Consider the following 25,094-nt stretch of genomic DNA (forward strand, 5'->3'; position numbering starts at 1 on the left):
CTTCGGAAAGGCCCGCAATCGCCCTCATGCGCCATGTCGGCCTTGTCCGGGCGAAATTTGGTGAAACGAAGGCGTGCTTGATTCACGCAATCTTCACCATGATCTTGATGGACGGTTAAGGTTAAGGATGCGTTAGTGCGCGCCGCCTGAAAGCGGCGGAGCCAGCCTAATCCGCTCGATCGCCGGCCGGCATGAACGTCGCGATCCATTCTTTCGGGAAGCGGCGTGGCCGCCCGCTCTCGGAGATGATCGCCGCTTCGACGCGCGCTTCCACGAGAAGTTCGTCGCCGCGCTTCAATTGCTGCGCCATGAATATCCGCGCGCCGGATACGCTTTCGGTCCGCGTGTCGATGGTCAGTATGTCGTCGATCCTGGCCGACGCGCGGAAATCGATCTCCATACGCCGAACGACCCAGACCAGCTTCTCGCCATGCTTGCCGTCCGCCAGCTCCGTGTGGTGCACGCCCGCCAGCCGCAGGAAGTCGGAACGCCCGCGTTCGAAGAATTCGAGGTAGCGCGCATGGTAGACGACGCCGGAAAAATCGGTGTCGGCATAATAGACACGCGCGAAAAGACGATGGCCGAACGGCGTCAGTTCACCCGAAAGGCCCGCGGCCGCATCGGCGCTGTCACGAAGGGTGCCGGCATCAGGGTGCATTGTCGTCCTCCTTCCGGATATCAAACGGCAGGCGCGGGGCGTTCGAAGCGCTGTTCGCGCACGCCGCCCGACCATTGGTCGCGCTCCGCCTCGCCGACCAGCACGAAGCCGAACCCCTCATACAGGTGCCGCGCGGCGCTCAGGCCGTCGAATGTCGTCAGGTAGATGCCGGGAAAGCCGCACGCATCGCAATGACGGATCGCGTCGCCAAGCAATCGGCGGCCGAGCCCGGTGCCGCGCGACTGGTCGCTCGTGATGAACCACCGCAGATGCGCCAGCGTCTCGCCATTGCCGGGCGCTTCGACGCTGATCGTTCCCAACAGCGCGCCGTCATCATCCGTCTCGGCGACGAAATAATCCTGTCCGTCGCGGAAATCCTGCAGGAACGTCGCCAGCTCGATCGCCACCTTCGCCTCGAAGGCAAGGCCGAAGCCCCATTGGCGCGCGTAATAATCGGCATGGAGGCGCACGATATCCGCGATGATGCCGGGCCTGTATCCGCTCGCCGTCATTCTTCTTCCTGGAACAGGCCGATCTGCTGCTGGGCGAGATCACGCGGTGCATTGAGGCCGAGATGCCGCCAGGCATTGGCCGTGAGAACACGGCCACGCGGCGTTCGTTGAATAAAGCCCTGCTGGATCAGATAGGGCTCGATGATGTCCTCGATCGCGTCACGCGGTTCCGACAGGCCCGCTGCGATCGTCTCGATGCCGACCGGGCCGCCGCCGAAATTGCGCGCGATCATGTTGAGATAGCGTCGATCGAGGCTGTCGAGGCCGAGCGCATCGACCTCGAGCCGCGACAGCGCGGCATCGGCCACCTTGCGATCGACCTGCTCGGCGCCGGCGACGGTCGCGAAATCACGGACGCGCCGCAGGAGGCGACCGGCGATACGCGGCGTACCGCGCGCGCGCCGCGCGATCTCGGTCGCGCCGTCATCGCTCATCGGCAGCGAGAGAATGCGCGCCCCGCGTCGCACGATCAGGTCGAGCTCCTCGACCGTGTAGAAATTGAGCCGCACCGGAATGCCGAACCGGTCGCGTAGCGGATTGGTGATCAGCCCGAGCCGCGTCGTCGCGGCCACCAGCGTGAAGCGGGCGAGATCGATCTTCACCGACCGCGCAGCGGGGCCTTCGCCGATGATCAGGTCGAGCTGGAAATCCTCCATCGCGGGATAGAGGATTTCCTCCACCGCCGGGCTGAGCCGATGGATCTCGTCGATGAAGAGCACGTCGCGATCTTCGAGATTGGTCAGGAGGGCGGCCAGATCGCCGGCCTTGGCGATGACCGGTCCCGAGGTCGAGCGGAAATTGACGCCGAGTTCCTTGGCCATGATCTGCGCGAGCGTCGTCTTGCCCAGGCCCGGCGGTCCGACGAACAGGACATGGTCCAGCGCCTCGCCACGATTTTTCGCCGCTTCGATGAAGACTTTCAGGTTGGCGCGCGCCGCCGCCTGACCGACGAACTCGTCGAGCGACTGCGGGCGCAGCGTGACATCGACATCCTCGCCACGTTTTTCGGGGGTGATGAGCCGGGGGTCGGTGTTCACGAGAGGAGTTCCATGGAGGGGGTCAGCCGGGCCACTCTCCGATCGAATGTCACTGTGCGTGAACAGCCTGCACGCTCGGCTGACCACGCGATCAACTGATCCGCGACGTCCGGCAGCGGCGACGAGGCATCATCGAACAAGGTCAACAATCGCTCTCCATGCTCTACGACGAAATCATCGCTTTGAAGTATCTTATGGACCAACTCGTTCAGCGTTTCCCGAGAATAGCCAAAGCGGCGGCCCAACAACCAGATCGTCTCCGCTAGAACAATTCCGCTGATATAAGCCGGATCATCAGGCGAACGATCACTGAAAAATTCTCGCGCAGCCGCGTTTTGATCAACATTGTCGAAGACGACGAGCCGTATCAGCACATTTGTATCGATGCCAATCAATCGATGCCCTCGCGCCATTCGCGTTGGATACGCTCATCATCCTCCGCAACCGCATCCATGATCGCCTCGTCGATCTCCTCGATCTTTAGAGACTTGCCAGATGGCGGAGTTCCGAGAATGCCAGCCAGATCAACAGCGCGTAATTTGCGCGTTCCAATCTCCACCCGCCCATCGCGAAACGTATAGGTCAAGCGATCCCCAGGAGCGAGGTTCAGATAGTCTCTCACTTCTTGGGGGATTGTCGTCTGGCCTTTTGAGGTCAATTTCGACTGAACGCCCACTTCCTTACCTCTTGAAAATTCCTTACCGGAAATAATAGTAAGGAATCATGTCGCAATCAAGGATTATCGAGCCAGTTCCTTCAACCCCAGCCTGATGAGCTTGGCCGAATCCGCCCCCTCCCCGGCCGCCTTTATCGCCCCCGCAATCGCAGTGGCAGCCACATCGCGAGAATAACCGAGATTGACGAGCGCGGAGACGGCATCGGCTATCGGCGCGGGCGCGACACCTTCGCCAAGCTCCTGCTTGAGGCCGATCGTGCCGCTCGCTTCACCCGCATAGGCCGGGGCCTTGGACTTGAGTTCGGTGACGATGCGCTCTGCAACCTTCTTGCCGACGCCGGGCGCGCGGGCCACCATCGCGATATCGCGCAGCGCGATCGCATTGGCGAGCTCGGACGGCGACAGCGTCGACAGGACGGCCAGCGCGACCTTGGCACCGACGCCCTGAACGTTATTCTGGAGAAGGCGAAACCATTCGCGCTCCAGTGCCGACCCGAATCCGTAGAGCCGGATCATGTCCTCGCGCACATAGGTCTCGATCAGCAGGACAGCCGCCTCGCCCGCGCCGGGCAGGTTCGCCAGCGTCCGCGTCGAGCAGTACGCGACATAACCGACGCCGTGCACGTCGATGATGCAATGATCCTCGGCGATCTCGTCGATCGTCCCCTTGAGCTTCCCGATCATTGAAGAATCGCCTTCATGGGTGCGTGTCCGGAGCAACTATCTCCAGATCTGGAAAATACGTCCGGTAGCGCGCGGCGTCCCGCGTGAGAAGACGATGCCCCGCAACCAGCGCATGCGCGCCAATCAGGAAGTCCGGCAGCGTCCGATCACGCACTCCCCCTCGGGCACGGTAGTCGCGATGCGCTTGTCCCGCCAGCAACCCTGCTTCGAATGGAATGTCATCGAATGTCCACAGCGGCGGCTCGAAGACCCGGCGATAACGCGCCCCTGAAATAAACGCATGCGCGACCTCAGCGGCGATCAACACATTGAAGACCAGGCTACCCTGCAATCTGGCATCAGCAATCATCCGCTTTGCCCAAGGCGTCCATGCCGACCCCGGCTCGACGATGTCGATGATGACATTGGAGTCAATTATTGTTCCGCTCACCACGATCTCTCGTCATTGCCATGATGTCATCGGCCGAAAGATTGGCATCGCCAGTGCCCTCAAGCTGTCGGAACCACGTTTCGACTTCGTGCAACAAAGCTTTGCTTCGTGTACCATTGCCGACGCCCCTGATGATTTCGACGATACCATCCGCCCTCTCCACGAAATCCACCTCGCTACCGGGGCCAATTTTCAATCGGTCCCTGATCGCCTTCGGAATCGTCACCTGGCCTTTTTCAGTCACACGCATGGTAATACCTCTTGGGTATTACTTATCGGCGCCACAGGAACAAGTCAAGAACAAGAGGCCCTCAGACCGCAGCAGCCAGCGCCGCGGCAGCCGCCATTCGTCCCGTCACGCTCTGGCGATGATGGGCGTGGCAGATCGCGATTGCGAGCGCGTCGGCGGCATCGTCGGTGTCGTAGGTCGCCTTCGGCATCAGCACGCGGACCATGAGCTGGATCTGCTTCTTGTCGCCGTGGCCGACACCGATCACCGCCTTCTTCACGGCATTGGGCGCGTACTCCGCGACACGCAGGCCGGCGAGCGCCGGAACCAGCATCGCGATGCCACGCGCCTGGCCGAGCTTGAGCGTGGCGGTCGCATCCTTGTTGACGAAGGTCTGCTCCACCGCCGCCTCGTGCGGCATGTGGCCATGCACGATCGCGGACAACCCCTCATGGAGTTGCAGCAGGCGCGAGGCGAGATCCGCCTTGTCGTCCGAGCGCACGGTCCCTGCGGCCACGAAGCGCAGCGAGTTGCCCAGCGTGTCGATCACGCCCCAGCCGGTACGGCGAAGGCCGGGATCGATACCGATAATGCGAATCGTGCTGTCCATGCCGTCACCTTTGCCGGGTTCAGGCTGGAATGCCATCGAAATGTGAACAAAGCAGAAACAACGCCTGGCATAGCGGGCAGTTCGGCGCTTGGCCTTTCGCGGCAATGCCCGGCGGGATATCGCGGGGTCCAATCACGGATGGCAGATCCCCATGGAATTCCCACCTTTCGACCTCGCCATGGCGATCCTTCTCGCGGTCGCGCTCATCGCAGGTGTCGCCAAGGGACTGTCGGGCTTCGGCACCGGCATGATCATGGCCCCGATCGCGGGCGCGCTCTATGGCCCGAAGGCGGCGCTGGCGATCATCGTCCTGATCGATTCCCTGCCGGCAATTCCGGTAGCCCTGCCTGCGTTGCGCATCGCGCGCTGGCGCGAGGTGCTGCCGGTCTCCGCCGGGCTTTTCCTGCTGTTTCCGGTCGGCATCTGGATCCTGACTAATGGAAACGAGACCGCGCTTCGATGGCTGATCTGCCTGTCGATCCTGGCCTGCGTCGGCGTATTGTGGTCGGGATGGCGCTATCGGGGTCCGCGCAACACGCTGACGTCGCTGGGCGTGGGCGGCGTCGCGGGCGTCCTGTCCGGCATCGCCTCCATCCCCGGCCCGCCCGTCATCGCCTACTGGATGGCGGCCGGTCTGCCCGCGCTCATCGTGCGGGCGAATCTTCTCGCGCTCTTTTTGCTGGGCGAGTTCGTCTCGATCGGCAATCTGTGGGTCGCAGGCCTCTTCGAGCGCGACGTGGTAATGCTGAGCATCATCGCGACGCCCGCCTATTTCGCGGGCATCCTCGGGGGCTGGGCGATGTTCGCGAAAGGCGGAGAGTGGCTCTACCGCGTCGTGACGTTCGGCCTGATCGTGCTTGCCGCGGTCCTGTCGCTACCCCTCTTCGATCAGGTATTCGAGGCTCTGGCCGCGCTGGCCAGAACCTGAGCGCCAGGATCAGCCGCGTGCGAAGGCGGTCTGAAGAAGCGTGATCTGGTCTGAAACGGGGTTCGCCACGCGCGACAGCGGCGCGTAGGACAGCGTGTCGGCCTCGCCATAGATTTGGTCGTCCATCCGGCGCACCAGCGCCTGCAGGCGAAGCGAGTGGTCGACGATCCCGCGAAACGCTTCCGGCAGTTCGCTCCAGCCGGTCGCATCGCCCTGCGCCGACGCGGTATCGAGCCGCACCTTGGCTTTCTCGGCCGCGACCTGGTCGCGCGTCATCTCGCCCGAATTCGCGGCGCGCTGGAGCAGAAGCCACGACGCTATCTGCATGAGGCGGGTCGTCAGGCGCATGGACTCGGCGGCATAGAGCGTCGCGCCGATGCGCGACAGGCGCTTGGCGGCGACGCGGCCTTCGCCGTCGAGATATTCGGCGGCCTGCTCGACGAGGCTCATACCCTCATTGTAGAGCGGCTTGAACGAGTTGGAGAACACGCGCCTCTCGGCGAGCTTGATCGTGTTTGATCCCTCGAAACCGTGCTCTCGCATCAACTGCACCCCACAAAATCATTGCCGCATCTGCCGTCCGGACCGACGGTTTTTCTGACGCCGAATGGCCTAAACGATCTTCGAGCGGAATTTGATCCGTTGCGGGGTCGAACGCAAGCGCATGTTTAACGAAAGGTTAACGTCCTCGGCGAGGCCAAACCCGGCCTTCCGGACAAAAAAAGAGCCGCGAAAGGCGGCTCTCAGGAGTTAACAGGGAGGCGTCAAACGGAGTGGCCCAGCCACTCGGTAAGAATCCAGATCACTGGATGCCCACAGTAATGACATGTAAAGCTTAACCGAACCTTAACAGCATGGTTAACAAGCCATGAAAATGTCCCGATGCGGGACATTTTCGTCGCCCTGCCCTCGCGCCCCGCGTGCGAATCACACGTCGAGTGCCTTCGCCATATCGCGCAGCCGGAACTTCTGGATCTTGCCCGTCGAGGTCTTCGGGATTTCCGCGAAGATCACGGTGCGCGGGCATTTGAAGCGCGCCAGAAGCGTCCGGCAGTGCTCCACGATCTCCGCCTCGGTCGCGGTTTTTCCGGGCTTCAGCTCGACATAGGCGACGGGCGTCTCGCCCCATTTGTCGTCGGGCCTCGCAACCACGCCGCAAGACGCCACCGCCGGGTGCTTGTAGAGCGCGTCCTCCACCTCGATCGTCGAGATGTTCTCGCCGCCCGAAATGATGATGTCCTTGGAGCGGTCCTTCAACTGGATGTAGCCGTCGGCATGCATGACGCCGAGGTCACCGGAGTGGAACCACCCGCCGGCAAAGGCCTCGTCGGTCGCAGCCCTGTTTTTGAGATACCCCTTCATGACGATGTTGCCCTGGAACATGACCTCGCCGATGGTCTCGCCATCGGCGGGCGTCCGCTCCATAGTCGCCGGGTCCATGACGGTCAGCCCCTCGAGCGCAGCATAGCGCACGCCCTGCCTTGCCTTGCGCGCGCTCTTCGGCCCCTTGTCGAGATGGTCCCAATCCGAGTGCCATTCGTTCACGACCGCCGGTCCGTATGTCTCGGTCAGGCCGTAGAGATGCGTCACCGCGAAGCCGGCATCCGCCATGCCCGACAGCACCGCCTCGGGCGGAGGTGCTGCGGCCGTGTTGAAGGTCACGGATTGGGTGACCTCGCGCTTCTCGTCATCCCTAGCGTTGATCAGCGCCGACATGACGACCGGCGCCCCGCACAGATGCGTCACGCCGTGGTCGGCGATCGCATCGTACATGGCCTTGGCGCGCACCCAGCGCAGGCAGACATGCGTGCCCGCCTGGATCGCGAGCGTCCACGGGAAGCACCAGCCGTTGCAGTGGAACATCGGCAGCGTCCAGAGATAGACCGGATGCCTGCCCATGCCCGCATGGATCGTGTTGGTATAGGCCATCAGCGCCGCGCCGCGATGGTGGTAAACGACGCCCTTGGGATTGCCGGTCGTGCCCGACGTGTAGTTAAGCGAGATCGCGTCCCATTCGTCGTCCGGCATCGACCAGTCGAAATCCGGGTCGCCCGAGGCGACGAACGCCTCGTAGTCGATCGTCCCGATGCGCTCGCCCTTCGGATAGGGAGCATCGTCGCCATAGTCGGGATCGTCATAGTCGATGACGATCGGCTTCACCGTGGCAAGATCGAGCGCCTGCTTCACCACGCCGGAGAATTCGCGATCGACGATCAGGACTTTCGTTTCGGCATGGTCGAGCTGGAACGCGATGATGGCCGCGTCGAGCCGCGTGTTGAGCGAATGAAGCACCGCCTTCACCATCGGCACGCCGAAATGCGCCTCGAGCATCGCTGGCGTGTTCGACAGCATCACCGAGACGGTGTCGCCCTTGCCGATCCCTTTCGCGGCGAGCGCGGAGCCGAGTTGCAGCGAGCGGCGCCAGAAATCGCGATAGGTCGTGCGCGCCGCGCCGTGGATGACCGCGATCTGGTCCGGAAACACCTTGGCCGCGCGTTCCATATAGGAAAGCGGCGTCAGCGGCTGGTGGTTGGCCGTGTTCCTGTCGAGATCTGTGTCGTAAGCGCTGCCCATAGATGTCCTCCGTGTCGTCCTGATTATGCACGCGCCGGCGTCGTCGTCATCAACCCCACAGGCCGCTCATCCCGTCCCAGACCAGTTTGAGCCCGATGACGAGCACCATCGCGTACATGAAGGGATAGAAGATTTCCGGCCGCATTCGGCGCACGATCCATGCTCCCGCGAGCGTGGCCAGCGGCGCGATCGGCATCAGCACGGCCGACGCGGTGAGGTTGGCGCCATCGAACTGCCCGAGCGCGAAATAGGGGATCAGCTTCACCGCGTTGACGATGGCGAAAAAGATCACGCTGGTGCCGACATACAGGGTCGGGCTTTGCCTGAGCGGCAGGGCATAGACCTGATAGGGCGGTCCGCCGGCATGGGCGACGAAACTCGTGAAGCCGGTAACGAGCGACCAGAACGTCGCCTTCCAGCCATTGTGCTGCGTGGCGCGCTCGTTTGCGTTCAGCTTCTGGGCAAGCCAGTTGGCGAAGAAGCCGAGCGCGATCACGCCGACGATCAGGCGCACCGCATCCGGCGTCACCACCGAGGCGGTCAGCCAACCGATACCGATGCCGAGCATCGCGCCGGGCAGCATGAGCTTGAGCGTGACCGGGTCGCGCTCCCCCCGCCATGTCCACAACGACACCATGTCCATGACGATCAGGATCGGCAGCAGGATCGCGGCCGCCTGCACCGGCGACACGACGAGCGCCATCAGCGGCACGCCGATCAGGGCCATTGCTCCGCCAAGGCCGCCCTTGGAGAGCCCGACCAGGATGACCGCCGGAATGGCGGCTGCATAAAACCAGGGATCTGCGGGAATGGAGAACATCGTACGGAAAGGCCTTTCACGCGATCCCCTACCCGCAAACCGGCGCGTTGGCGAGAGATGATGGCCCATCCCGGCGGTGCGGCGAGGCGCTGCTTTGACTGTTCAAGCGTCGCGGCTTGTTCTATGCCCCATTGCAACCATGATCGACGGCCAATGAAGCCGCATTCCCGAGGCTCGACCCATGAACCCCACGCAGACGCCAAACCGTTGCCGCATCGTTCTGATCGCCGCCAAAGACGAAGAGCCCGGACGGTTGATCTCGGCATTCGACGGCGGCGACGTCGCGTCGCTGATTCTGCCTGCCTGGGGCATGGATGACGACGCCTTCCAGCTTTACGCCGAAAAGATCGTGCCGGCCGCGCAGGAGAACGGCATCGCGGTGATGATCGCCGGCGATGCGCGTATCGCGATGCGGGTCCAGGCCGACGGGCTGCATTTCGAGGGCAACCGGCGCGATCTGGAAGACCTCATCGAGAAGCACCAGTCCAAGATGATGGTCGGCACCGGCGGCGCGACCACGCGCGACGACGCGCTGAATTTGGGCGAAGCGCGACCCGACTATATGTTCTTCGGAAAGTTCGGCTACGACAACAAGCCCGAGCCGCATCCGCGCAATCTGAAACTCGGCGAATGGTGGTCGGAAATGATCCAGGTTCCCGCCATCGTGCTCGCGGGGTCCGACGCGGCCTCGGTTCCCGCCGTCGCGGCGACCGGCGCCGATTTCGTCGCGCTGACCGCCGCCGTCTTCGCCGAAGGCACCGACCCCGCGCAAGCCGTTGCGCTCATCAACGCCGCGCTGGATGCCGGCGCGCCGGTTTTCGAGGACTGACGAATGCGACGGATGCGCCTCCCCGGATTGCTGGCATGCGCGCTTGCGGCGGCAACCGGCTTCGCGCAGGCGCAGGAGACTACGCCGACCGTCGCGCCTGATGGTGGGCGCGTCACCGCACCGGATGCAGAACGCGTCGACCAGGGTCGTTTCTCCCAAAGACCCGCCGATGCCGCCTACGGGGCCTACCAGCGCGGCTACTACATCACTGCCCTGAACATCGCGACGCCGCTTGCGATCAATGGCGACCCTGCCGCCCAGACCCTGATCGCCGAGCTGTACTCGCGCGGCATGGGCGTGCGCCAGGACATGGCCACCGCGACGGAATGGTACGAGAAGGCCGCGGCCCAGAACGTGCCCGAGGCGATGTTCCAGCTCGCGATGATCCTGCTCGATGGCGGGCCGGAATTTCGCGACCGGAACCGCGCCTTCGAGGTGATGGGCCGCGCCGCCGATGCCGGCAACAGCATGGCGCAGTTCAACTATGCCCAGATGATCCTGGCCCGCGAGCAGACCCCCGAAGCGCTGACCCGCGCTTTCTCCTATTATGAACAAGCCGCCGATCGCGGCCTGCCCGACGCGCAATACGCCATGGCGCAGGCGCTCCAGCACGGCGTTGCAGGCCGGGAGGTCGACATGCCGGGCGCGCGGCGCTGGCTCGAACTGGCCGCCGCGCAGAATTTCGACACGGCGCAGATCGACCTCGGCGCATGGCTGATCGACGGCATCGGCGGGGATCGCGATTTGGAGGCGGGGTTCGGCTGGACGATGCGCGCAGCCGCTGCCGGCAATCCGGCCGCACAGAACCGCGTCGCCAAGCTCTATCGCGCGGGCATCGGCGTCGAGCCGGACTCGATCGCCGCCGCTGCATGGTATTTGCGGGCACGCCGCGTCGGCCTCGTCGATCCGCTGATGGAAGACCATCTCGCGGGCCTGACGGAAGACCAGTTGAAACAGGCTGGCGAGCAGGCAGGCGCGCTCGGCTGAGCCCTCCCTTGCCTCTTTGCGCGTTTTATGGTCTTGGAGGCCGCGATGAACGCGCCCCACGCGGCGCGGCGGCAAAATATTCCGGAACCAGACAATGGCTAAGATCAACGGCAACGAAATCCGTCCCGGCAACGTCATCGAACACGATGGCGGCCTTTGGGTTGCGGTCAGGACCAATGCGGTGAAGCCCGGCAAGGGCGGCGCCTACAACCAGGTCGAGCTCAAGAACCTCATCAACGGCACGAAGCTCAACGAGCGTTTCCGCTCCGCCGAGACCGTCGAGAAGGTTCGCCTCGAGCAGAAGGACTTCACCTTCCTCTACGAGCAGGGCGACGCTCTGGTGTTCATGGACGACGAGAGCTACGACCAGCTCGAACTGCTCAAGGACTTCGTCGGCGACCGCGCCGCCTTCCTTCAGGACGGCATGAAGGTCACCGTGGAACTGCACGAAGAGCGCCCGATCGGCATCTCCCTGCCCGATCACGTCACGCTGACCATCACCGAGGCCGATCCGGTCGTGAAGGGGCAGACCGCCGCCTCGTCCTACAAGCCGGCTGTGCTTGAGAACGGCATCCGCGTTCTCGTCCCGCCCTTCATCTCGTCGGGCGAGCGCATCGTCGTCGACACCAACGAGATCACCTACCTCCGCCGCGCCGACTAAGCGCGGCCAACTGAACACGGAGTTTCGCTCGCATGGCGCGTTCGGCGATCATCAATGTCATGGTGCAGACCGCCATGAAGGCCGGCCGCTCGCTGGCGCGCGACTTCGGTGAAGTGCAGAACCTCCAGGTTTCGCTCAAAGGCCCCGGCGACTATGTCAGCCAGGCCGACCGCAAGGCCGAGGAGATCATCTACACCGAGCTGTCGAAAGCGCGCCCCGGCTATTCCTTCCTGATGGAAGAGCGCGGCGAGGTCGAAGGCGACGACGGCCAGCATCGCTGGATCGTCGATCCGCTCGACGGCACGACCAACTTCCTGCACGGCATCCCGATCTTCGCGATCTCGATCGCGCTGGAGCGTCAGGGCCAGATCGTCGCCGGTGTCGTCTACAATCCTGCGATGGACGAGCTCTACACCGCCGAACGTGGCGGCGGCGCATTCATGAACGATCGGCGCTTGCGCGTTGCGGCACGCAAGAACCTGTCGGACACGGTCGTCTCGACGGGCATCCCGCATCTCGGGCGCGGCCATCATGGCCATGCCCTGATCGACCTGAAGAACGTCATGGGCGAGACGGCCGGCATCCGCCGTCTCGGCGCCGCGTCGCTCGACCTCGCATGGGTCGCGGCGGGCCGCTTCGATGGCTACTGGGAGAGCTGGCTGGCGCCGTGGGATCTCGCGGCCGGCATTCTTCTGGTGCGCGAGGCTGGCGGCTTCTGCTCCGACCGCAATGGCGGCCAGGAGATGTTCGACGACGGCTCGATCGTCGCGGGCAACGAGGCTATCCACAAGGCGCTCCTGAAGACCCTTCAGAAGCGAGCCTAGGCGAACGCGCATGGTTCTCGCCGGCCGCCGCGCGGTCGGCGGACAACAAAGCGCAGCCTTACGCAACTTTCCCGAACGCATTTCGTACCAGCATGGTAGATGCTGACCGGCGGAGTGACGCCCGGCAGGCGCTGAACCGTTTGCCGAAGGGCATTTGCGAGCCTTGCTTGCTCACGTGCGCCTTTCAATTTTGTCGCAATTCCGTTTAGAGTCGTGATCACTTTGATGCCGAAACCGATTCAGAGGCGCGCATGGCATTCCTAAGAACTCTGGGAGCGGACGGTTTGACCGAGGATGCGGACTACGATCCGCGCAGCCTGTCGAGCCCTCAGGTCTTCCTCTTCTCGATGCTGATCTTCCTTGCGATCTCCGGCTTTGTGGCGGCAATCCTCTATCGGCAGATATCGTCGGCGTTCCAGACCAATCCGGGCCTGAACGGCCTGATCCTCGGCGTGCTGGTGGTCGGCATCATCCTCGTCTTCGGCCAGGTGATCCGCCTTTTTCGCGAAATCAAATGGGTCAACTCCTTCCGCGCCGGCACCGAGGCGGGCGATCCGGTTCTGCTCGCCCCGATGAAGGCGATGCTCGGCCGCTCCTCGGCCATGTCGCTGTCGACGAATTCGATGCGGTCCATCCTCGATTCCATCGCGACCCGCCTCGACGAAAGCCGCGACATCTCGCGCTATCTGATCGGCCTGCTCGTCTTTCTCGGCCTGTTGGGCACCTTCTGGGGCCTGCTTGGCACCATCGGGTCGATCGGCGACACGATCCAGTCGCTCGACCCCGGCACCGGCGACACCAACGACGTGCTCAACACGCTCAAGGCCGGTCTTTCCGCGCCGCTGGCCGGCATGGGCACGGCGTTTTCGTCCTCGCTCTTCGGCCTTGCCGGTTCGCTGGTCCTCGGCTTCCTCGACCTACAGGCGGGCCGCGCGCAGACGCGGTTCTACACCGAGCTTGAAAACTGGCTCTCGACGGTCACGGACCTCGGCTCCGACTTCGCCGTCGATCCGACGAAGGCAAGCACCACGGACGAGCTCAAGGCGCTGTCCGAACGGCTCCATGCGATGCAGGAATCCGGCGGTGTTTCCAACCCCCGCATCGCGGCCTCGATGGCCACACTCGCCGACGGCATCAGCGGCCTCGTCAAGAACATGCGCTCCGAGCAGCAGCTCATGCGCGACTGGGTCGAGGCGCAGGCCAACGAGCAGAAGGCGATGCGCGTGACGCTCGACAAGCTCGCAGACGCCATCCGCAAGCAGGAGAAGCACTGAGATGGCGCTCGCCCGTGGGCGCAGAAGCCAGCGCACGGTCGATTACTGGCCGGGGTTCGTCGACGCGCTGTCGACGCTCCTGCTGGCGATCATGTTCCTGCTGTCGGTCTTCGTGCTCGCCCAGTTCCTGCTCTCACAGGAGATCACGGGCCGCGATCAGGTCCTCAACCGGCTGAACTCCCAGATCAACGAATTGACGCAGCTCCTCGCGCTCGAACAGTCGAGCACGCAGGACCTCGAGGATGCGCTGTCGAACATGCGCGCCTCGCTGTCGGTCGCCGAGAGCGAGCGGTCCAGGCTGGAGCAATTGCTGGCGTCCGGCCAGGGCGCGGGCGCGGAGGCCGAGGCCCGCGCCGGCGAATTGTCTGGCCGGCTCGATGACGAGCGCCAGATCAGCCAGCGCGCGCTCAGTCAGGTCGAGCTGCTGAACCAGCAGATCGCGGCACTGCGCAGCCAGATCGGCGCGCTCGAATCCGCGCTCGAAGTGTCCGAGGCGCGCGACCGCGACTCCAACATCAAGATCGCCGATCTCGGCCGCCGCCTGAACGTCGCTCTCGCCCAGCGCGTGCAGGAACTGAACCGCTACCGCTCCGACTTCTTCGGGCGCCTGCGCGAAATCCTGTCGGACCGCGAGAACATCCGCATCGTCGGCGACCGCTTCGTATTCCAGTCCGAAGTGCTGTTTCCGGTCGGCTCGGAGGTGATCAACGATGTCGGCCGCGACGAAATGCGCAAGCTCGCCGGCGCGATCCTGGAGCTTCAGCGTGAAATCCCGCCGGAGATCAACTGGGTGCTGCGCGTCGACGGCCACACCGACAACGTCCCGCTTTCAGGCACGGGCCGCTATCGCGACAATTGGGAACTGTCCTCGGCGCGCTCGACCTCGGTGGTCAAGTTCCTGATCGAGAACGGCGTGCCGGCCAACCGGCTCGTGGCGGCAGGCTTCGGCGAATTCCAGCCGCTCGACGAGGCCGACACACCGCAAGCCCGCGACCGCAACCGCCGTATCGAGCTCAAGCTGACCGAGAGGTAGGGGGTCCCGAACCCGACCCTGTGCGCTGACCTCACCGCCCTCCCGGGTTCCTCTGCCCATGGATGGCAGGGCCATCGCTTATGAAACCATGAGAGCGCAGCGCCCTCATCACCCTCACCCTCCCCACAAGGGGGAGGGAGACCTTGGTGCCCCGCCATTTCCAGGAACACTTCTGCCGGGTATCCATGCCTCAGAATCCCCTCCCCCTTGTGGGGAGGGGTAAGGGGTGGGGGTTGCTCCATACGCGCTTCTCCCGCAGTTCACGGGGAGAGGAAGACGGCAGGTGAGGGCGGCGCAATCGTAAAAAAGGACGCTAAATCCCTAGCCACAACGCTGCCAGCGCCAGCGCCGCAGGCACTGCCTGAATGTAGAGAATCTTCACGCTCGACGTCGCCGCGCCGTAGACGCCCGCGACCAGGACGCAGAGCAGGAAAAACACCTTGATGGCGAAGCCGCCATCGCCGAGCCACAGGCCCCATGCGAGGCCGGCGACGAGGAACCCGTTATAGAGGCCCTGATTGGCGGCCAGCACCTTCGTGGCGGCTGAAAACTCCGGCGTGGTGCCGAATGCCTTGCGGCCGCGCGGCGTATCCCACAGCGCCATTTCGAGAATGACGATATAGACGTGGATCAGCGCGACGAGCGCGATCAGGATGGCGGCGATCATTTTCTGCCCCTCTGCGGTTTCCCTTGAGGGAATTGATCACGCATCGGCGGTTGACGACAAGCCCGATGATGCGGCGACATCCAGATATCCGCCGCTTCAATCCGCGCCTCGAAGTCTCTACTGTCGCGCTCATCCACCACCGCAATCAGGAATCTCCCATGTCCTTCCAGAAGCTTGACGAACTCGGCCGCCGCCTCGACGCTCTCGACCACGCGTTGTCGATCCTCGGTGCCGATGAGGCGACTCATATGGCTGTCGGGGGTGGCGAGGCGCGCGCGGAGGCCATGGCGACCCTTGCAGGCATGGCCCACCGGCAGGCGACCGCGCCCGAAATCGACGACTGGATCGAGGCCGCGTCGCAGGAGGCGCTCAACGAGGACCAGACCGCCGCCCTGCGCGAATTCCGCCGCCGTCACCTGAACCTCACCTGCCTGCCGGCGGAATTCGTGGAGCGCCAGACGCGGACGAGAATGCGGTGCGAGCAGTTGTGGCGCGACCTGCGCGCCAGGAACGACTGGGCCAATTTCCAGCCCGCACTGGAAAGCGTGGTCGATATGGTGCGCGAGGAAGCCCATCTGCGGGCCGACGCGCTCGGTCTCGACCCGTATGACGCGCTGATGGAGCAGTTCGATCCGGGCAACCGGGTCGCCGAGATCGGCCCCGTTCTTGAAGATTTGAAGACCTTCCTGGTCGATTTCGTGCCCAAGGCGCTGGCAGTGCAGGAGGAACGCCTCGCGAAGCGACCCCTCAAGGCGCTGTCGGGCTCCTACCCGATCGAGAAGCAGCGCGAACTCGGGCTCGCGATGATGGCAGCCGTCGGCTTCGACGTGACCCATGGCAGCCTGGCGGTGTCGCATCACCCGTTCTGCGGCGGTGTGCCCACCGATGTGCGGATCACCACGCGCTACCGGACCACGGAGTTCCTGTCGTCGCTGATGGGCGTGCTGCATGAAACCGGCCACGCGCTCTACGAGCAGGGCCTGCCCCGCGAGTGGTCTCACTGGCCGCTGGGCAAGGCGCGCGGCATGTCGATGCACGAGAGCCAGAGCCTGTTCGTGGAAAAGCAGATCGGCCGCAACCCCGCTTTCTGGCAGTGGGCGCTGCCGGTCGTCGAGCGGCATCTGGGCGAGGACTGGTCGATGGACGACATCCTGCCGCACGTCCACCGCGTCGAGCGCGGCCTGATCCGCGTCGACGCCGACGAGGTTACCTATCCGCTTCATGTCATACTGCGGTTTGAGCTGGAGCAGGATTTGATTGCGGGCCGCCTGCAGGTGGTCGACCTTCCCGAGGCATGGGACGCCAAGATGCAGGCCTATCTCGGCCTCTCCACCATCGACACCCCGGCCGACGGACCCATGCAGGACGTTCACTGGCCGTCCGCCTTCTTCGGCTACTTCCCCTCCTATACGCTCGGCGCGATGATCGCAGCGCAGCAATGGGCCGCGATCACGCGCGAAAACCCCATGGTCGAGCAGGGCTTCGCCGAAGGGCGGTTCGACGCCGTCAACGACTGGCGCCGCGAGAAGATCTGGTTGCAGGGGTCGCGCTGGTCGACGCCCGAACTGATCGAGCGCGCGACGGGGGAACCGTTGAATGCCGAGCATTTCCGCAGGCACCTCGAAGCACGCTACGGTGAGTAAGTCCGTGATTTCGTTCACGAACGCGCGATCCGCTGCTCACGCGAAAATGATGCGCCGACGAATGACGGACTGTTCAACAATTGTTCAACTTGAGCGGGAATCGCGCATCTCTGCGGGTTTGCGCGGCAAACCGTAAAAATCCTCCATGTCATTTTACGTAGCGTCATATTGCAGAACGATCGGGCGCTACACACCTTCCAAACAGCCGGGATTTGCCGGCGACGTTTTTGGTGAGGACGTCGCAACGGGCAGGTCTGGACGGCTGATATCGACCCTCGGCTCCCAAACGACGGGTCACCAAGAAATGGACTAAGACAATGAACAAGCTGATCCTCAGAACTTCCCTTGCCGCTCTCCTCGTTTCGGTTCCCATGGCCGGCGCATTCGCCGATTCCAACAGCAACCGTGACGCCGCCGCCGGTATCGGCGCTGCCCCGCTCGTTGACACGATGTCGACCGCTTCGATCCGTGGCGTATCGACCGCATCGTCCAACTGGCAGGTCCTTGAGACCCAGTTGAACGCAGCTCAGACCAACCTCGCGCCCACCTCGCGCGGTGAAGGCCTTGATGCGGCGGCCGTGAACCAGTTCCGTTCGCAGATCGACACGATCCGTCAGTCGGCCAAGGCCGAGGCCCAGTCGAATGGCGGCCAGCTCAGCGAGAGCTCCTACCGCGCGTACTCTGCACAGGTCCGTGCGATTCAGGATAACATCTACGCACAGCAGGGCTGAACCAGCTTCTGATGTGACGATCTTCGAAGGCCGCCCTCGGGCGGCCTTCGTGATTCGTGTATCCGCCCAACTGCGCCGTTGACCGCATCACGCGAACAGCGGCAAATGGTGCAGACGCTCAGGGAGGAGCAGCACTTGGCGGATAATGCGGACGCGATCGTGATCGGCGGGGGATTGGCCGGCCTTGTGGCAGCGGCCGAACTGGCCGATGCGGGCAGACGTGTCGTCATCCTCGAACAGGAAGGCGAAAACTCGCTCGGCGGGCAGGCCTTCTGGTCGCTGGGCGGCCTTTTCTTCGTAAACAGCCCCGAACAGCGCCGAATGCGCATACGCGACAGCCGCGAACTGGCGCTGCAGGATTGGCGGGGCTCCGCGCAATTCGATCGCGAGGAGGACTTCTGGCCCCGTCGTGTTGCGAAAGCCTATGTCGAGTTTGCCGCCGGCGATATGCGCCCATGGCTTTACGAGATGGGAATGCGGTGGTTTCCCGTGGTCGGCTGGGCCGAGCGCGGCGGCGGCATGGCCCATGGTCACGGCAATTCCGTTCCGCGCTTTCACCTGACATGGGGCACCGGTCCCGGCGTGCTCGAACCCTTCATCAGGCGCGTTTCCGCCCATGTCGACACCGGCCTCATCACGCTGAAATTCCGCCACCAGGCAAGCCACCTCATCAAGACGAACGGCGCGGTGACGGGAGTGTCGGGCGAGATTCTCGAGCCCTCGACCGTCGAGCGCGGCCAGCGGTCCGGGCGCGGCGTCGTCGGCACGTTCGAGCTCAATGGGGGCACCGTTCTGGTCACATCCGGCGGCATCGGCGGCAATTTCGATCTGGTGCGCAGGAACTGGCCGAAGAACCGCCTCGGGCCTGCGCCGAAGTCGATGATTGCCGGCGTGCCCCACCATGTCGATGGCCGGATGGTCGGCATCACGCAGGAGGCTGGCGCGCGCATCATCAACGCCGATCGCATGTGGCACTATACGGAGGGCGTCCAGAACTGGTCGCCGATCTGGCCGAACCACGGCATCCGCATCCTGCCCGGCCCGTCCTCGATGTGGTTCGACGCGCGCGGACGCCGCCTGCCGGCGCCCTGCATGCCCGGCTTCGACACGCTCTCGACGCTCAGGCACATCCTCTCCACCGGCTATGACTATTCATGGTTCGTGCTGACGCAGGCCATCATCGAAAAGGAGTTCGCGCTCTCGGGCTCCGAGCAGAACCCGGACATCACCTCCAAGAAATGGCTCAACGTCCTGAAAAGCCGGCGCGGCAAGGGCGCGCCGCCTCCGGTCGAGGCCTTCAAGAAGCACGGCGCGGACTTCATCGTGCGCGACAACCTGCCCTCTCTCGTCGAGGCCATGAACGCGCTGGCTGGCGAGAAGCTTATCGATTTCCCGCGTCTCGAGGGGCAGATCGAGGCGCGCGACCGTGAGATCGACAATCCGTTCTCCAAGGATGCGCAGATCACCGCCATTCGCGGCGCCCGGACCTATCTCGGCGACCGGCTGATCCGCACCGCGAAACCCCACCGCATCCTCGACCCGCACAACGGCCCCCTGATCGCCGTTCGCCTGCATATCCTCACGCGCAAGACGCTCGGCGGCATCCACACGAACCTCAATGGCGAGGTGCTCGACGCTGCCGGCGAGCCGATTTCCGGGCTCTATGCGGCGGGCGAAGTGGCCGGCTTTGGCGGCGGCGGTTATCATGGCTACAATGCGCTTGAAGGAACCTTCCTGGGCGGCTGCATCTTTTCCGGAAGGAATGCCGGCCGTCACGCCGCCGGGCGATAGCACTGGAACAATCGAAAGCGACGCTCATGCTGCTTAGCAATCAGGATATTGCCGATCTCGTCTCATGGCGGCGAAAGCTCCATGAGCAGCCCGAAATCTCGGGCGAAGAGGCGGAGACGGCACGCCAGGTCGTCGAATTCCTCAATGAGACAGGCCCCGACCTCGTTCTGGAAAAGCTCGGAGGCCACGGTGTCGCCGTGGTCTATCAGGGCATTGAGCCCGGCCCGACCGTGATGATCCGCTCGGAACTCGACGCGCTTCCGATCGAGGAGCTCGGCGACATCCCGCATCGCTCAACGGTGCAAGGCAAAGGCCATCTGTGCGGTCATGACGGGCATACCGCGATCCTGGCAGCGCTTGGACGCGTCTTTGGGCGCGAGCGGCCGCAACGCGGACGCGTGGTGCTGATGTTCCAGCCGGCGGAGGAAAACGGCGCAGGCGCCGCCGCCGTGATCGCCGATCCGCGCTTCGCGGATATCCAGCCCGATTACGCGTTCTCGCTGCACAACATCCCCGGCATACCGTTTGGCGAGGCCCGGATCAAAGACGGCATCGTCAACTGCGCCTCGCGCGGCATGCGCATCGTGCTCACCGGCAAGACGGCCCACGCCTCGGCGCCCGAGACGGGCGTTTCACCGATGAAGGCGCTCGCATTCCTCATGCCGGGACTGACCAGCCTGTCGACACCGGACTTCGAGTCTCCCGATTTCGCGATGGTGACCGTAACCCACGCGACGATGGGCGCGGCAGCCTTCGGCATCGCGCCCGGCTACGCCGAAATCTGGGCGACGCTGCGGACCCTGGGCGATGAACGCATGGCCGAGCTTGTCGCCGTGGCCGAGCGCCTGGCGACGGAAGCGGCCGCGTCGCAGGGCCTCGAAGTGATGATTGACTATCACGACATCTTCCAGGCCTGCGATAACCATCCCGAGGCCGTGGCCGAACTGCGCCGCGCGCTGGATGAAGAAAATGTGCGGCACGACGAGACGACCCTGCCGATGCGCGCATCGGAAGATTTCGGCCGCTTCGGCGCAAACGCCAGATCGGCGATGTTCTTCCTGGGTGCGGGCGAAGACTACCCGTCGCTGCACAATCCCGACTACGATTTCCCGGATGATCTCATCCCGATCGGTGCGAAAGTGTTCGCAAGGGCAGCGCGCAACCTGCTGGGGTAGCTTTGATCTTCATACGAAATGCATTACCTATTCGTGTGAAATGGGAGATGCATCATGGGTATCGCCAACAAGGATCGCGCGACGTTTTCAATCGACAGCGCAGTCAAGCAATCGCTTGAAGACAGGGTTCCAAAGAGCCGGCGCTCCGCCTTCGTGGAGCAGGCGATAGCCGACGCACTCAGGAAAGAAGCCGTTGCACACCTGAAGAATACGCTGGACGACATCCGGGCGTCCTCCGTCGTTGGCGAAGACAGCGTAGACCTGATCAGGCGACTGCGCGACGAACGCGGCGCGTATATAGCGCATCGTCACGGACCTCGCGTCTGATGGTGGTGCTTGACGCCTCGATCCTGGTCAAACTTTTCCACGAGGAACCCGATAGCGATCTCGCAAGGACGGCGGTTGTGCGATGCGCCGAGCAATCAACGTCCATGATTGCGCCGGCATAGCGCTCTATGAGGCGCTCTCCGTAGCAATCCACTATGAGATTCCGTTCGAGTTGCCGATCAAGCTGTTCGACGACATGAAGCGGACAGGCTTCATGTTCGTCGAGCCCAGCCCGGTGGAATTGAAGCAGGCGGAGCGAATAGCGACAACGAAAGCGAAGGGATCAGGCTTCCCTCAGTTGGAAGATTCGATCTATCACGCCATGGCTATCGTGCGGGGCGGCACGTTTCTGACCGCCGACCGCAAGCATCTTGAGAGAACCCGAGGATTTGGCGGTGCCTGCCTGCTGTCACAATGGGCTCCCGCCTGACGGCTACTCCGCGGCCCGTCCGAACGCTGCCGCACCGTGGTCGAACTGCAACTGCGCGAGGCGTGCATAGACCCCGCCCTGCGCGACCAGGCTCTGGTGCGTTCCCTCCTCGACGATGCGTCCCTGATCCATCACGAGGATACGATCGGCCTTGAGAACCGTCGCGAGCCGGTGCGCGATGACGATCGTGGTGCGCCCTTCCATCAGGCGCTCCAGCGCGGCCTGAACCAGCATCTCGCTCTGCGCGTCGAGCGCCGACGTGGCTTCGTCGAGCAGCAGGATCGGCGCATCGCGCAGGATCGCGCGGGCCACCGCGACACGCTGCCTTTGTCCGCCCGAAAGCGTCACGCCACGCTCGCCAAGTTCCGAATCGTAGCCCCGGTCCAGCCGCCTGATGAATTCGTCGGCATGCGCGTCGCGCGCGGCAAGCTCGATGTCGGCCTGCTTCGCCCCCGGCTTGCCGAAGGCGATGTTGTCGGCGGCACTCGCCGCGAAGATGGTGACGTCCTGCGGCACGATCGCGATGCGGTTGCGCACCGCCTCCGGGTCGGCGTCGCGAACGTCCACGCCGTCGATCAGGATCGCGCCCGAATCGGGATCGTAGAATCGCAGGAGAAGCGAGAAGACGGTGCTCTTGCCCGCCCCGGAAGGGCCGACGATCGCGACGGTCTCGCCGGGCCGGACCGAAAAATTCAATCCCTCGAGCGCCGACTGCCCCGGCCGGACCGGATAGGCGAAGGAGACGTCCCGGAAGACGATGGCGCCCTTCGCCGGCTCGGGAAGCGGCACGGGGTTGGCCGGCGCCGTGATCGCCGGTTCCTCGGCCAGCAGTTCCGTCAGGCGCTCCGCCGCGCCCGCCGCCTGGCTGAGTTCGCCCCACACTTCCGACAACGCGCCCAGCGCGCCGGCTGCGAACACCGCATAGAGCAGGAACTGGCTGAGCGTGCCCGGCGTCATGGTGCCCGAGAGCACGTCGCGCGAACCGATCCACAGCACCGCGACGACCGAGGTGAAGATCGTGAAGATGGCGAAGAAGGTCAGGAACGACCGCGCGAAGACCGATGCCCTCGCCGCTTCGAACGCGGTCTCCACCGCGCTGGAAAACCGTCCGGTGACGAGCTTTTCGTTGGTGAAGGCCTGCAGCGTCCGCACCGCGCCGATCTGCTCGCTGGCGTAAGCGGTCGCGTCGGCCAGCGTATCCTGCGCGAAACGCGACTTGCGCCGCACCGAGCGGCCGAACGCGACCAGCGGCAGCACGACGATCGGGATCGCGGCAATGACCAGCCCCGAAAGCTTGGGGCTGGTGACGACCATCATCCCCAACGCGCCAAGACCCATGATGAGGTTTCGCAGTGCGACGGATGCGGTCGCGCCGACGGCCGATTTGATCTGCGTCGTATCGGCGGTCAGCCGCGAGACGATCTCGCCCGACTGCACGCCGTCGAAGAACGCCGGCGACAAACGCGCCACATGCGAAAAGACGTCGCGCCTGATGTCGGAGACGACGCGTTCGCCCAGCGTGATGACGAAATAGTAGCGGGCGGCCGATGCGATCGCGAGCAACGCCGCGAGGATGATCAGCATCGAGAAATAGTTGGAGATCAGCACGCTGTCGGAATCGTTGAAGCCGTGATCGATCATCCGGCGCACGGCGATCGGCAGCGTCAGCGTCGTGGCTGCCGCCAGGGTGAGGAACACGCAGGCGCCTGCCACCAGCTTGCGATAGCGAAGCATATACGGGAACAGCCGGCGCAATGGGCCGAGATCGCGCCCGCGCTTGTGCTTCTCGTCAGCCGTCTCAGCCATCCGCTCGTCCCTGTCGCCGTGCGTCCGCGAATTTGCGGCGACGCCGGCCTTGTTTATCCTGACCGCCTCATGTATAGGCAGCCGACCGTTTTTGGAGCCGTAGCCCTCAATAGCTGCGGCTTCAGGTTTTGACAGTGGGCGCATCGCCGCAGCAGCTCGCATTGCGCGACTTTCGCCCGACAGCCACCAGGACGACACCGATGAAAACCGATATCCATCCCGACTATCATTCCATCAAGGTCGTCATGACCGATGGCACCGAATACATGACCCGCTCGACCTGGGGCAAGGAGGGCGACACGATGAACCTCGACATCGACCCATCCACGCATCCGGCCTGGACCGGCGGAAATCAGACCCTGCTCGATCGCGGCGGCCGCGTGTCGAAGTTCAAGAAGCGCTACGAAGGCCTCGGCATATAGACCGAGAGCGTCAGCGACACTCTACAGGAACCCGCCTTCGTGGCGGGTTTTTTGTTGTCTTCTCGCGGCGCGGTTTGTTAGGCAGGCGAATTTGCATGATCGGCGCGGCCCGTCAGGCAGCGCGAAAAGGCTGAGGCCTTCGCCCCCGCTACTCCCCCTTGCGATCCGAATGCCCGAGATCGCGGTCCGGCCAGACGCGGTCGCGCACCATCTGCTTGAGCACCTTGGCCTCGGGAAAGCCGCCGTCGCGCTTGCGCTCCCAGATCAGCTCTCCATCGAGCGTGATCTCGAAGATGCCGCCCGTGCCCGGCACCAGGCTGACCTCGCCGATGTCCGCGCCGAACGTCGACAGCAGTTCCTGCGCCATCCAGGCGGCGCGCAGCAGCCATTGGCACTGGGTGCAGTAGGTGATGCGGATCGTCGGTTTGCCTGCTGTCATCCTGCGGTCCGTTTGCGTCTCGGCTGCACTATTCCTGCCTTTCTCGACGAGCCGGCGTCAAGGTCTCGCAATTCGCTGGCATGCGGGATCACGGAGCCCTATATTGGGTTCGGCGTTCTGCGCTTTTCGACAGGAGTAACACTTCCCCGGGGCCTTATTGATCCCAAGGGAGCTGTCCCTGGCCGGGCCCGTGGGCTCGGTCATATGGCGCCCACCTACGTTGTAGGCACCCGGGATCAACCTCTCCATCGGTCGTCGCGGAACGTCTTTTCTTTTGCCGCGTCATCAGCCAGACATGGCTCCATGACGACGACACCCCGCGATCACAAGAAATCCCTCCGACTGCGGGCGCTCGCACGCCGTGATGCGCTTGATCCGGTCTGGCGCGTCGAGGCATCGCTCGACATGGCCGACAGGGCCGACGATATCGGCATCCAGCCCGGCACGATCGTCTCCGGCTTCTGGCCGATGCGCTCCGAGGTCGATGTGCGGCCGCTGATGTTCGCTTTGCGCGAGCGCGGCGCGCGGCTTTGCCTGCCGGCCATCCTCGACAGGACGACGATTGTCTTCCGCGACCTCGTGCGCGGCGCGGACCTCGTCGACATGGGCTTCGGCACGGCCGGACCCGGCGGCGAGGCGCAGGTCCTCGATCCCGCAATCATGCTCGTGCCGCTCGCCGCCTTCGACGGGCGCGGGCATCGCATCGGCTACGGCGCGGGCTATTACGACCGCGCGATCGACGCACTCCATGCGAAGGGCATGACGCCGCGCCTGATCGGCATCGCCTACGATTGCCAGGAGGTTCCTGAGGTGCCCAACGAGGATCACGACGTGCAACTCGACGAAATCCTGACCGAAAGCGGCTTGCGTCGTTTTCCGCCGGCACTATAGACGGGG

General features: G+C 64.0%; 30 protein-coding genes and 1 other RNA gene. 16 read left to right on the forward strand and 15 right to left on the reverse strand.

Annotation, left to right across the window (positions count from 1 at the left end):
• Positions 1-166: 166 nt before the first annotated feature.
• The 9 genes from ybgC to ruvC form a co-directional block, all read right to left on the reverse strand.
• Positions 167-658, reverse strand: a complete 492-nt coding sequence (ybgC, locus tag AAFN55_RS18990; protein WP_347800537.1) for a tol-pal system-associated acyl-CoA thioesterase — start codon at positions 656-658, stop codon at positions 167-169.
• A 20-nt stretch (positions 659-678) separates the two neighbouring features.
• Positions 679-1,170, reverse strand: a complete 492-nt coding sequence (locus AAFN55_RS18995; RefSeq protein ID WP_347800538.1) for a GNAT family N-acetyltransferase — start codon at positions 1,168-1,170, stop codon at positions 679-681.
• Positions 1,167-2,207 (reverse strand): Holliday junction branch migration DNA helicase RuvB, encoded by a 1,041-nt coding sequence (gene ruvB / locus AAFN55_RS19000; protein WP_347800539.1) that lies wholly within the window; start codon positions 2,205-2,207, stop codon positions 1,167-1,169. The genes AAFN55_RS18995 and ruvB overlap by 4 nt, the downstream gene beginning before the upstream one ends.
• Positions 2,204-2,602: a PIN domain-containing protein gene (locus AAFN55_RS19005; protein WP_347800540.1), complete on the reverse strand. Its 399-nt coding sequence runs from the start codon at positions 2,600-2,602 to the stop codon at positions 2,204-2,206. Before AAFN55_RS19005 ends, ruvB begins: the two co-directional genes overlap by 4 nt.
• A complete protein-coding gene (locus AAFN55_RS19010) occupies positions 2,599-2,883 on the reverse strand; it encodes an AbrB/MazE/SpoVT family DNA-binding domain-containing protein (protein WP_347800541.1) in 285 nt (94 codons plus the stop codon). Before AAFN55_RS19010 ends, AAFN55_RS19005 begins: the two co-directional genes overlap by 4 nt.
• Before the next feature lie 63 nt (positions 2,884-2,946).
• Positions 2,947-3,567: a Holliday junction branch migration protein RuvA gene (gene ruvA / locus AAFN55_RS19015; protein ID WP_347800542.1), complete on the reverse strand. Its 621-nt coding sequence runs from the start codon at positions 3,565-3,567 to the stop codon at positions 2,947-2,949.
• Positions 3,568-3,580: 13 nt separating this feature from the next.
• Positions 3,581-3,997, reverse strand: coding sequence for a type II toxin-antitoxin system VapC family toxin (locus AAFN55_RS19020; RefSeq protein WP_347800543.1), 417 nt, complete (start codon positions 3,995-3,997; stop codon positions 3,581-3,583).
• Positions 3,978-4,247 (reverse strand): AbrB/MazE/SpoVT family DNA-binding domain-containing protein, encoded by a 270-nt coding sequence (locus AAFN55_RS19025; protein WP_347800544.1) that lies wholly within the window; start codon positions 4,245-4,247, stop codon positions 3,978-3,980. Before AAFN55_RS19025 ends, AAFN55_RS19020 begins: the two co-directional genes overlap by 20 nt.
• A 61-nt stretch (positions 4,248-4,308) precedes the next feature.
• A complete protein-coding gene (gene ruvC / locus AAFN55_RS19030; RefSeq protein WP_347800545.1) occupies positions 4,309-4,836 on the reverse strand; it encodes a crossover junction endodeoxyribonuclease RuvC in 528 nt (175 codons plus the stop codon).
• A 151-nt stretch (positions 4,837-4,987) separates the two neighbouring features.
• Between ruvC and AAFN55_RS19035 the strand changes: the two genes are divergently transcribed.
• The gene (locus AAFN55_RS19035; protein ID WP_347800546.1) at positions 4,988-5,764 is read left to right on the forward strand and encodes a sulfite exporter TauE/SafE family protein; all 777 of its coding nucleotides are present in this window, start codon (positions 4,988-4,990) and stop codon (positions 5,762-5,764) included.
• 9 nt (positions 5,765-5,773) lie between these two features.
• Here the strand turns inward: AAFN55_RS19035 and AAFN55_RS19040 are convergent, their stop codons facing one another.
• The 3 genes from AAFN55_RS19040 to AAFN55_RS19050 all read right to left on the reverse strand — a co-directional run bounded on the left by AAFN55_RS19040 (position 5,774) and on the right by AAFN55_RS19050 (position 9,158).
• Positions 5,774-6,307 (reverse strand): DUF1465 family protein, encoded by a 534-nt coding sequence (locus AAFN55_RS19040; protein WP_347800547.1) that lies wholly within the window; start codon positions 6,305-6,307, stop codon positions 5,774-5,776.
• 384 nt (positions 6,308-6,691) lie between these two features.
• Positions 6,692-8,338 (reverse strand): acyl-CoA synthetase, encoded by a 1,647-nt coding sequence (locus AAFN55_RS19045; RefSeq protein ID WP_347800548.1) that lies wholly within the window; start codon positions 8,336-8,338, stop codon positions 6,692-6,694.
• 49 nt (positions 8,339-8,387) lie between these two features.
• Complete coding sequence (locus tag AAFN55_RS19050) at positions 8,388-9,158, reverse strand: sulfite exporter TauE/SafE family protein (RefSeq protein WP_347800549.1); 771 nt, start codon at positions 9,156-9,158, stop codon at positions 8,388-8,390.
• A 181-nt stretch (positions 9,159-9,339) separates the two neighbouring features.
• On the opposite strand from AAFN55_RS19050, the gene AAFN55_RS19055 reads away from it, so the two are divergent.
• From AAFN55_RS19055 to AAFN55_RS19080, 6 genes are all read left to right on the forward strand, one after another.
• Positions 9,340-9,987, forward strand: a complete 648-nt coding sequence (locus tag AAFN55_RS19055) for a thiamine phosphate synthase (protein WP_347800550.1) — start codon at positions 9,340-9,342, stop codon at positions 9,985-9,987.
• 3 nt (positions 9,988-9,990) lie between these two features.
• Entirely contained in the window at positions 9,991-10,974 is a 984-nt protein-coding gene (locus AAFN55_RS19060) for a tetratricopeptide repeat protein (protein WP_347800551.1), read from the forward strand.
• A 94-nt stretch (positions 10,975-11,068) separates the two neighbouring features.
• On the forward strand, positions 11,069-11,635 hold the full coding sequence (gene efp, locus AAFN55_RS19065; RefSeq protein WP_347800552.1) for an elongation factor P: 567 nt from the start codon (positions 11,069-11,071) through the stop codon (positions 11,633-11,635).
• Between the two features lie 32 nt (positions 11,636-11,667).
• Entirely contained in the window at positions 11,668-12,459 is a 792-nt protein-coding gene (locus AAFN55_RS19070; protein WP_347800553.1) for an inositol monophosphatase family protein, read from the forward strand.
• 251 nt (positions 12,460-12,710) lie between these two features.
• Complete coding sequence (locus AAFN55_RS19075; protein WP_347800554.1) at positions 12,711-13,733, forward strand: MotA/TolQ/ExbB proton channel family protein; 1,023 nt, start codon at positions 12,711-12,713, stop codon at positions 13,731-13,733.
• A 1-nt stretch (position 13,734) separates the two neighbouring features.
• Positions 13,735-14,766, forward strand: coding sequence for a peptidoglycan -binding protein (locus AAFN55_RS19080; protein ID WP_347800555.1), 1,032 nt, complete (start codon positions 13,735-13,737; stop codon positions 14,764-14,766).
• Positions 14,767-15,079: 313 nt separating this feature from the next.
• Here AAFN55_RS19080 and AAFN55_RS19085 read toward each other — a convergent pair whose 3' ends face one another.
• The gene (locus AAFN55_RS19085; protein ID WP_347800556.1) at positions 15,080-15,433 is read right to left on the reverse strand and encodes a DUF1304 domain-containing protein; all 354 of its coding nucleotides are present in this window, start codon (positions 15,431-15,433) and stop codon (positions 15,080-15,082) included.
• A gap of 158 nt (positions 15,434-15,591) precedes the next feature.
• On the opposite strand from AAFN55_RS19085, the gene AAFN55_RS19090 reads away from it, so the two are divergent.
• The 6 genes from AAFN55_RS19090 (at position 15,592) to AAFN55_RS19115 (ending at position 21,530) form a co-directional block, all read left to right on the forward strand.
• Positions 15,592-17,076: a carboxypeptidase M32 gene (locus AAFN55_RS19090; RefSeq protein WP_347800557.1), complete on the forward strand. Its 1,485-nt coding sequence runs from the start codon at positions 15,592-15,594 to the stop codon at positions 17,074-17,076.
• A gap of 317 nt (positions 17,077-17,393) precedes the next feature.
• Positions 17,394-17,807, forward strand: a complete 414-nt coding sequence (locus tag AAFN55_RS19095; protein WP_347800558.1) for a hypothetical protein — start codon at positions 17,394-17,396, stop codon at positions 17,805-17,807.
• 135 nt (positions 17,808-17,942) lie between these two features.
• On the forward strand, positions 17,943-19,598 hold the full coding sequence (locus tag AAFN55_RS19100) for an FAD-binding dehydrogenase (RefSeq protein WP_347800559.1): 1,656 nt from the start codon (positions 17,943-17,945) through the stop codon (positions 19,596-19,598).
• 26 nt (positions 19,599-19,624) lie between these two features.
• Entirely contained in the window at positions 19,625-20,773 is a 1,149-nt protein-coding gene (locus AAFN55_RS19105; RefSeq protein WP_347800560.1) for an amidohydrolase, read from the forward strand.
• A 54-nt stretch (positions 20,774-20,827) separates the two neighbouring features.
• Entirely contained in the window at positions 20,828-21,100 is a 273-nt protein-coding gene (locus AAFN55_RS19110) for a hypothetical protein (RefSeq protein WP_347800561.1), read from the forward strand.
• An 82-nt stretch (positions 21,101-21,182) separates the two neighbouring features.
• The gene (locus tag AAFN55_RS19115; RefSeq protein ID WP_347800562.1) at positions 21,183-21,530 is read left to right on the forward strand and encodes a VapC toxin family PIN domain ribonuclease; all 348 of its coding nucleotides are present in this window, start codon (positions 21,183-21,185) and stop codon (positions 21,528-21,530) included.
• A 3-nt stretch (positions 21,531-21,533) separates the two neighbouring features.
• Here AAFN55_RS19115 and AAFN55_RS19120 read toward each other — a convergent pair whose 3' ends face one another.
• A complete protein-coding gene (locus tag AAFN55_RS19120; protein ID WP_347800563.1) occupies positions 21,534-23,336 on the reverse strand; it encodes an ABC transporter transmembrane domain-containing protein in 1,803 nt (600 codons plus the stop codon).
• 200 nt (positions 23,337-23,536) lie between these two features.
• Here AAFN55_RS19120 and rpmE point away from each other — a divergent pair, with 200 nt between their 5' ends.
• Positions 23,537-23,758 (forward strand): 50S ribosomal protein L31, encoded by a 222-nt coding sequence (gene rpmE, locus AAFN55_RS19125; RefSeq protein ID WP_347800564.1) that lies wholly within the window; start codon positions 23,537-23,539, stop codon positions 23,756-23,758.
• Between the two features lie 148 nt (positions 23,759-23,906).
• On the opposite strand, the gene AAFN55_RS19130 is transcribed toward rpmE, so the two are convergent.
• The gene (locus AAFN55_RS19130; protein ID WP_347800565.1) at positions 23,907-24,197 is read right to left on the reverse strand and encodes a SelT/SelW/SelH family protein; all 291 of its coding nucleotides are present in this window, start codon (positions 24,195-24,197) and stop codon (positions 23,907-23,909) included.
• 111 nt (positions 24,198-24,308) lie between these two features.
• Between AAFN55_RS19130 and ssrS the strand changes: the two genes are divergently transcribed.
• Together ssrS and AAFN55_RS19140 are read left to right on the forward strand one after the other, a co-directional pair.
• Positions 24,309-24,465: non-coding RNA, 6S RNA (gene ssrS / locus AAFN55_RS19135), on the forward strand.
• A gap of 35 nt (positions 24,466-24,500) precedes the next feature.
• Positions 24,501-25,088 carry a 5-formyltetrahydrofolate cyclo-ligase gene (locus tag AAFN55_RS19140; RefSeq protein ID WP_347800566.1) on the forward strand — a complete coding sequence of 196 codons (588 nt, stop codon included), beginning with the start codon at positions 24,501-24,503 and terminating at the stop codon, positions 25,086-25,088.
• Positions 25,089-25,094 lie beyond the last annotated feature (6 nt).

It is taken from the genome of Mesorhizobium sp. CAU 1732 (assembly GCF_039888675.1).
In the GTDB taxonomy this organism is placed as follows: Bacteria; Pseudomonadota; Alphaproteobacteria; order Rhizobiales; family Rhizobiaceae; genus Aerobium.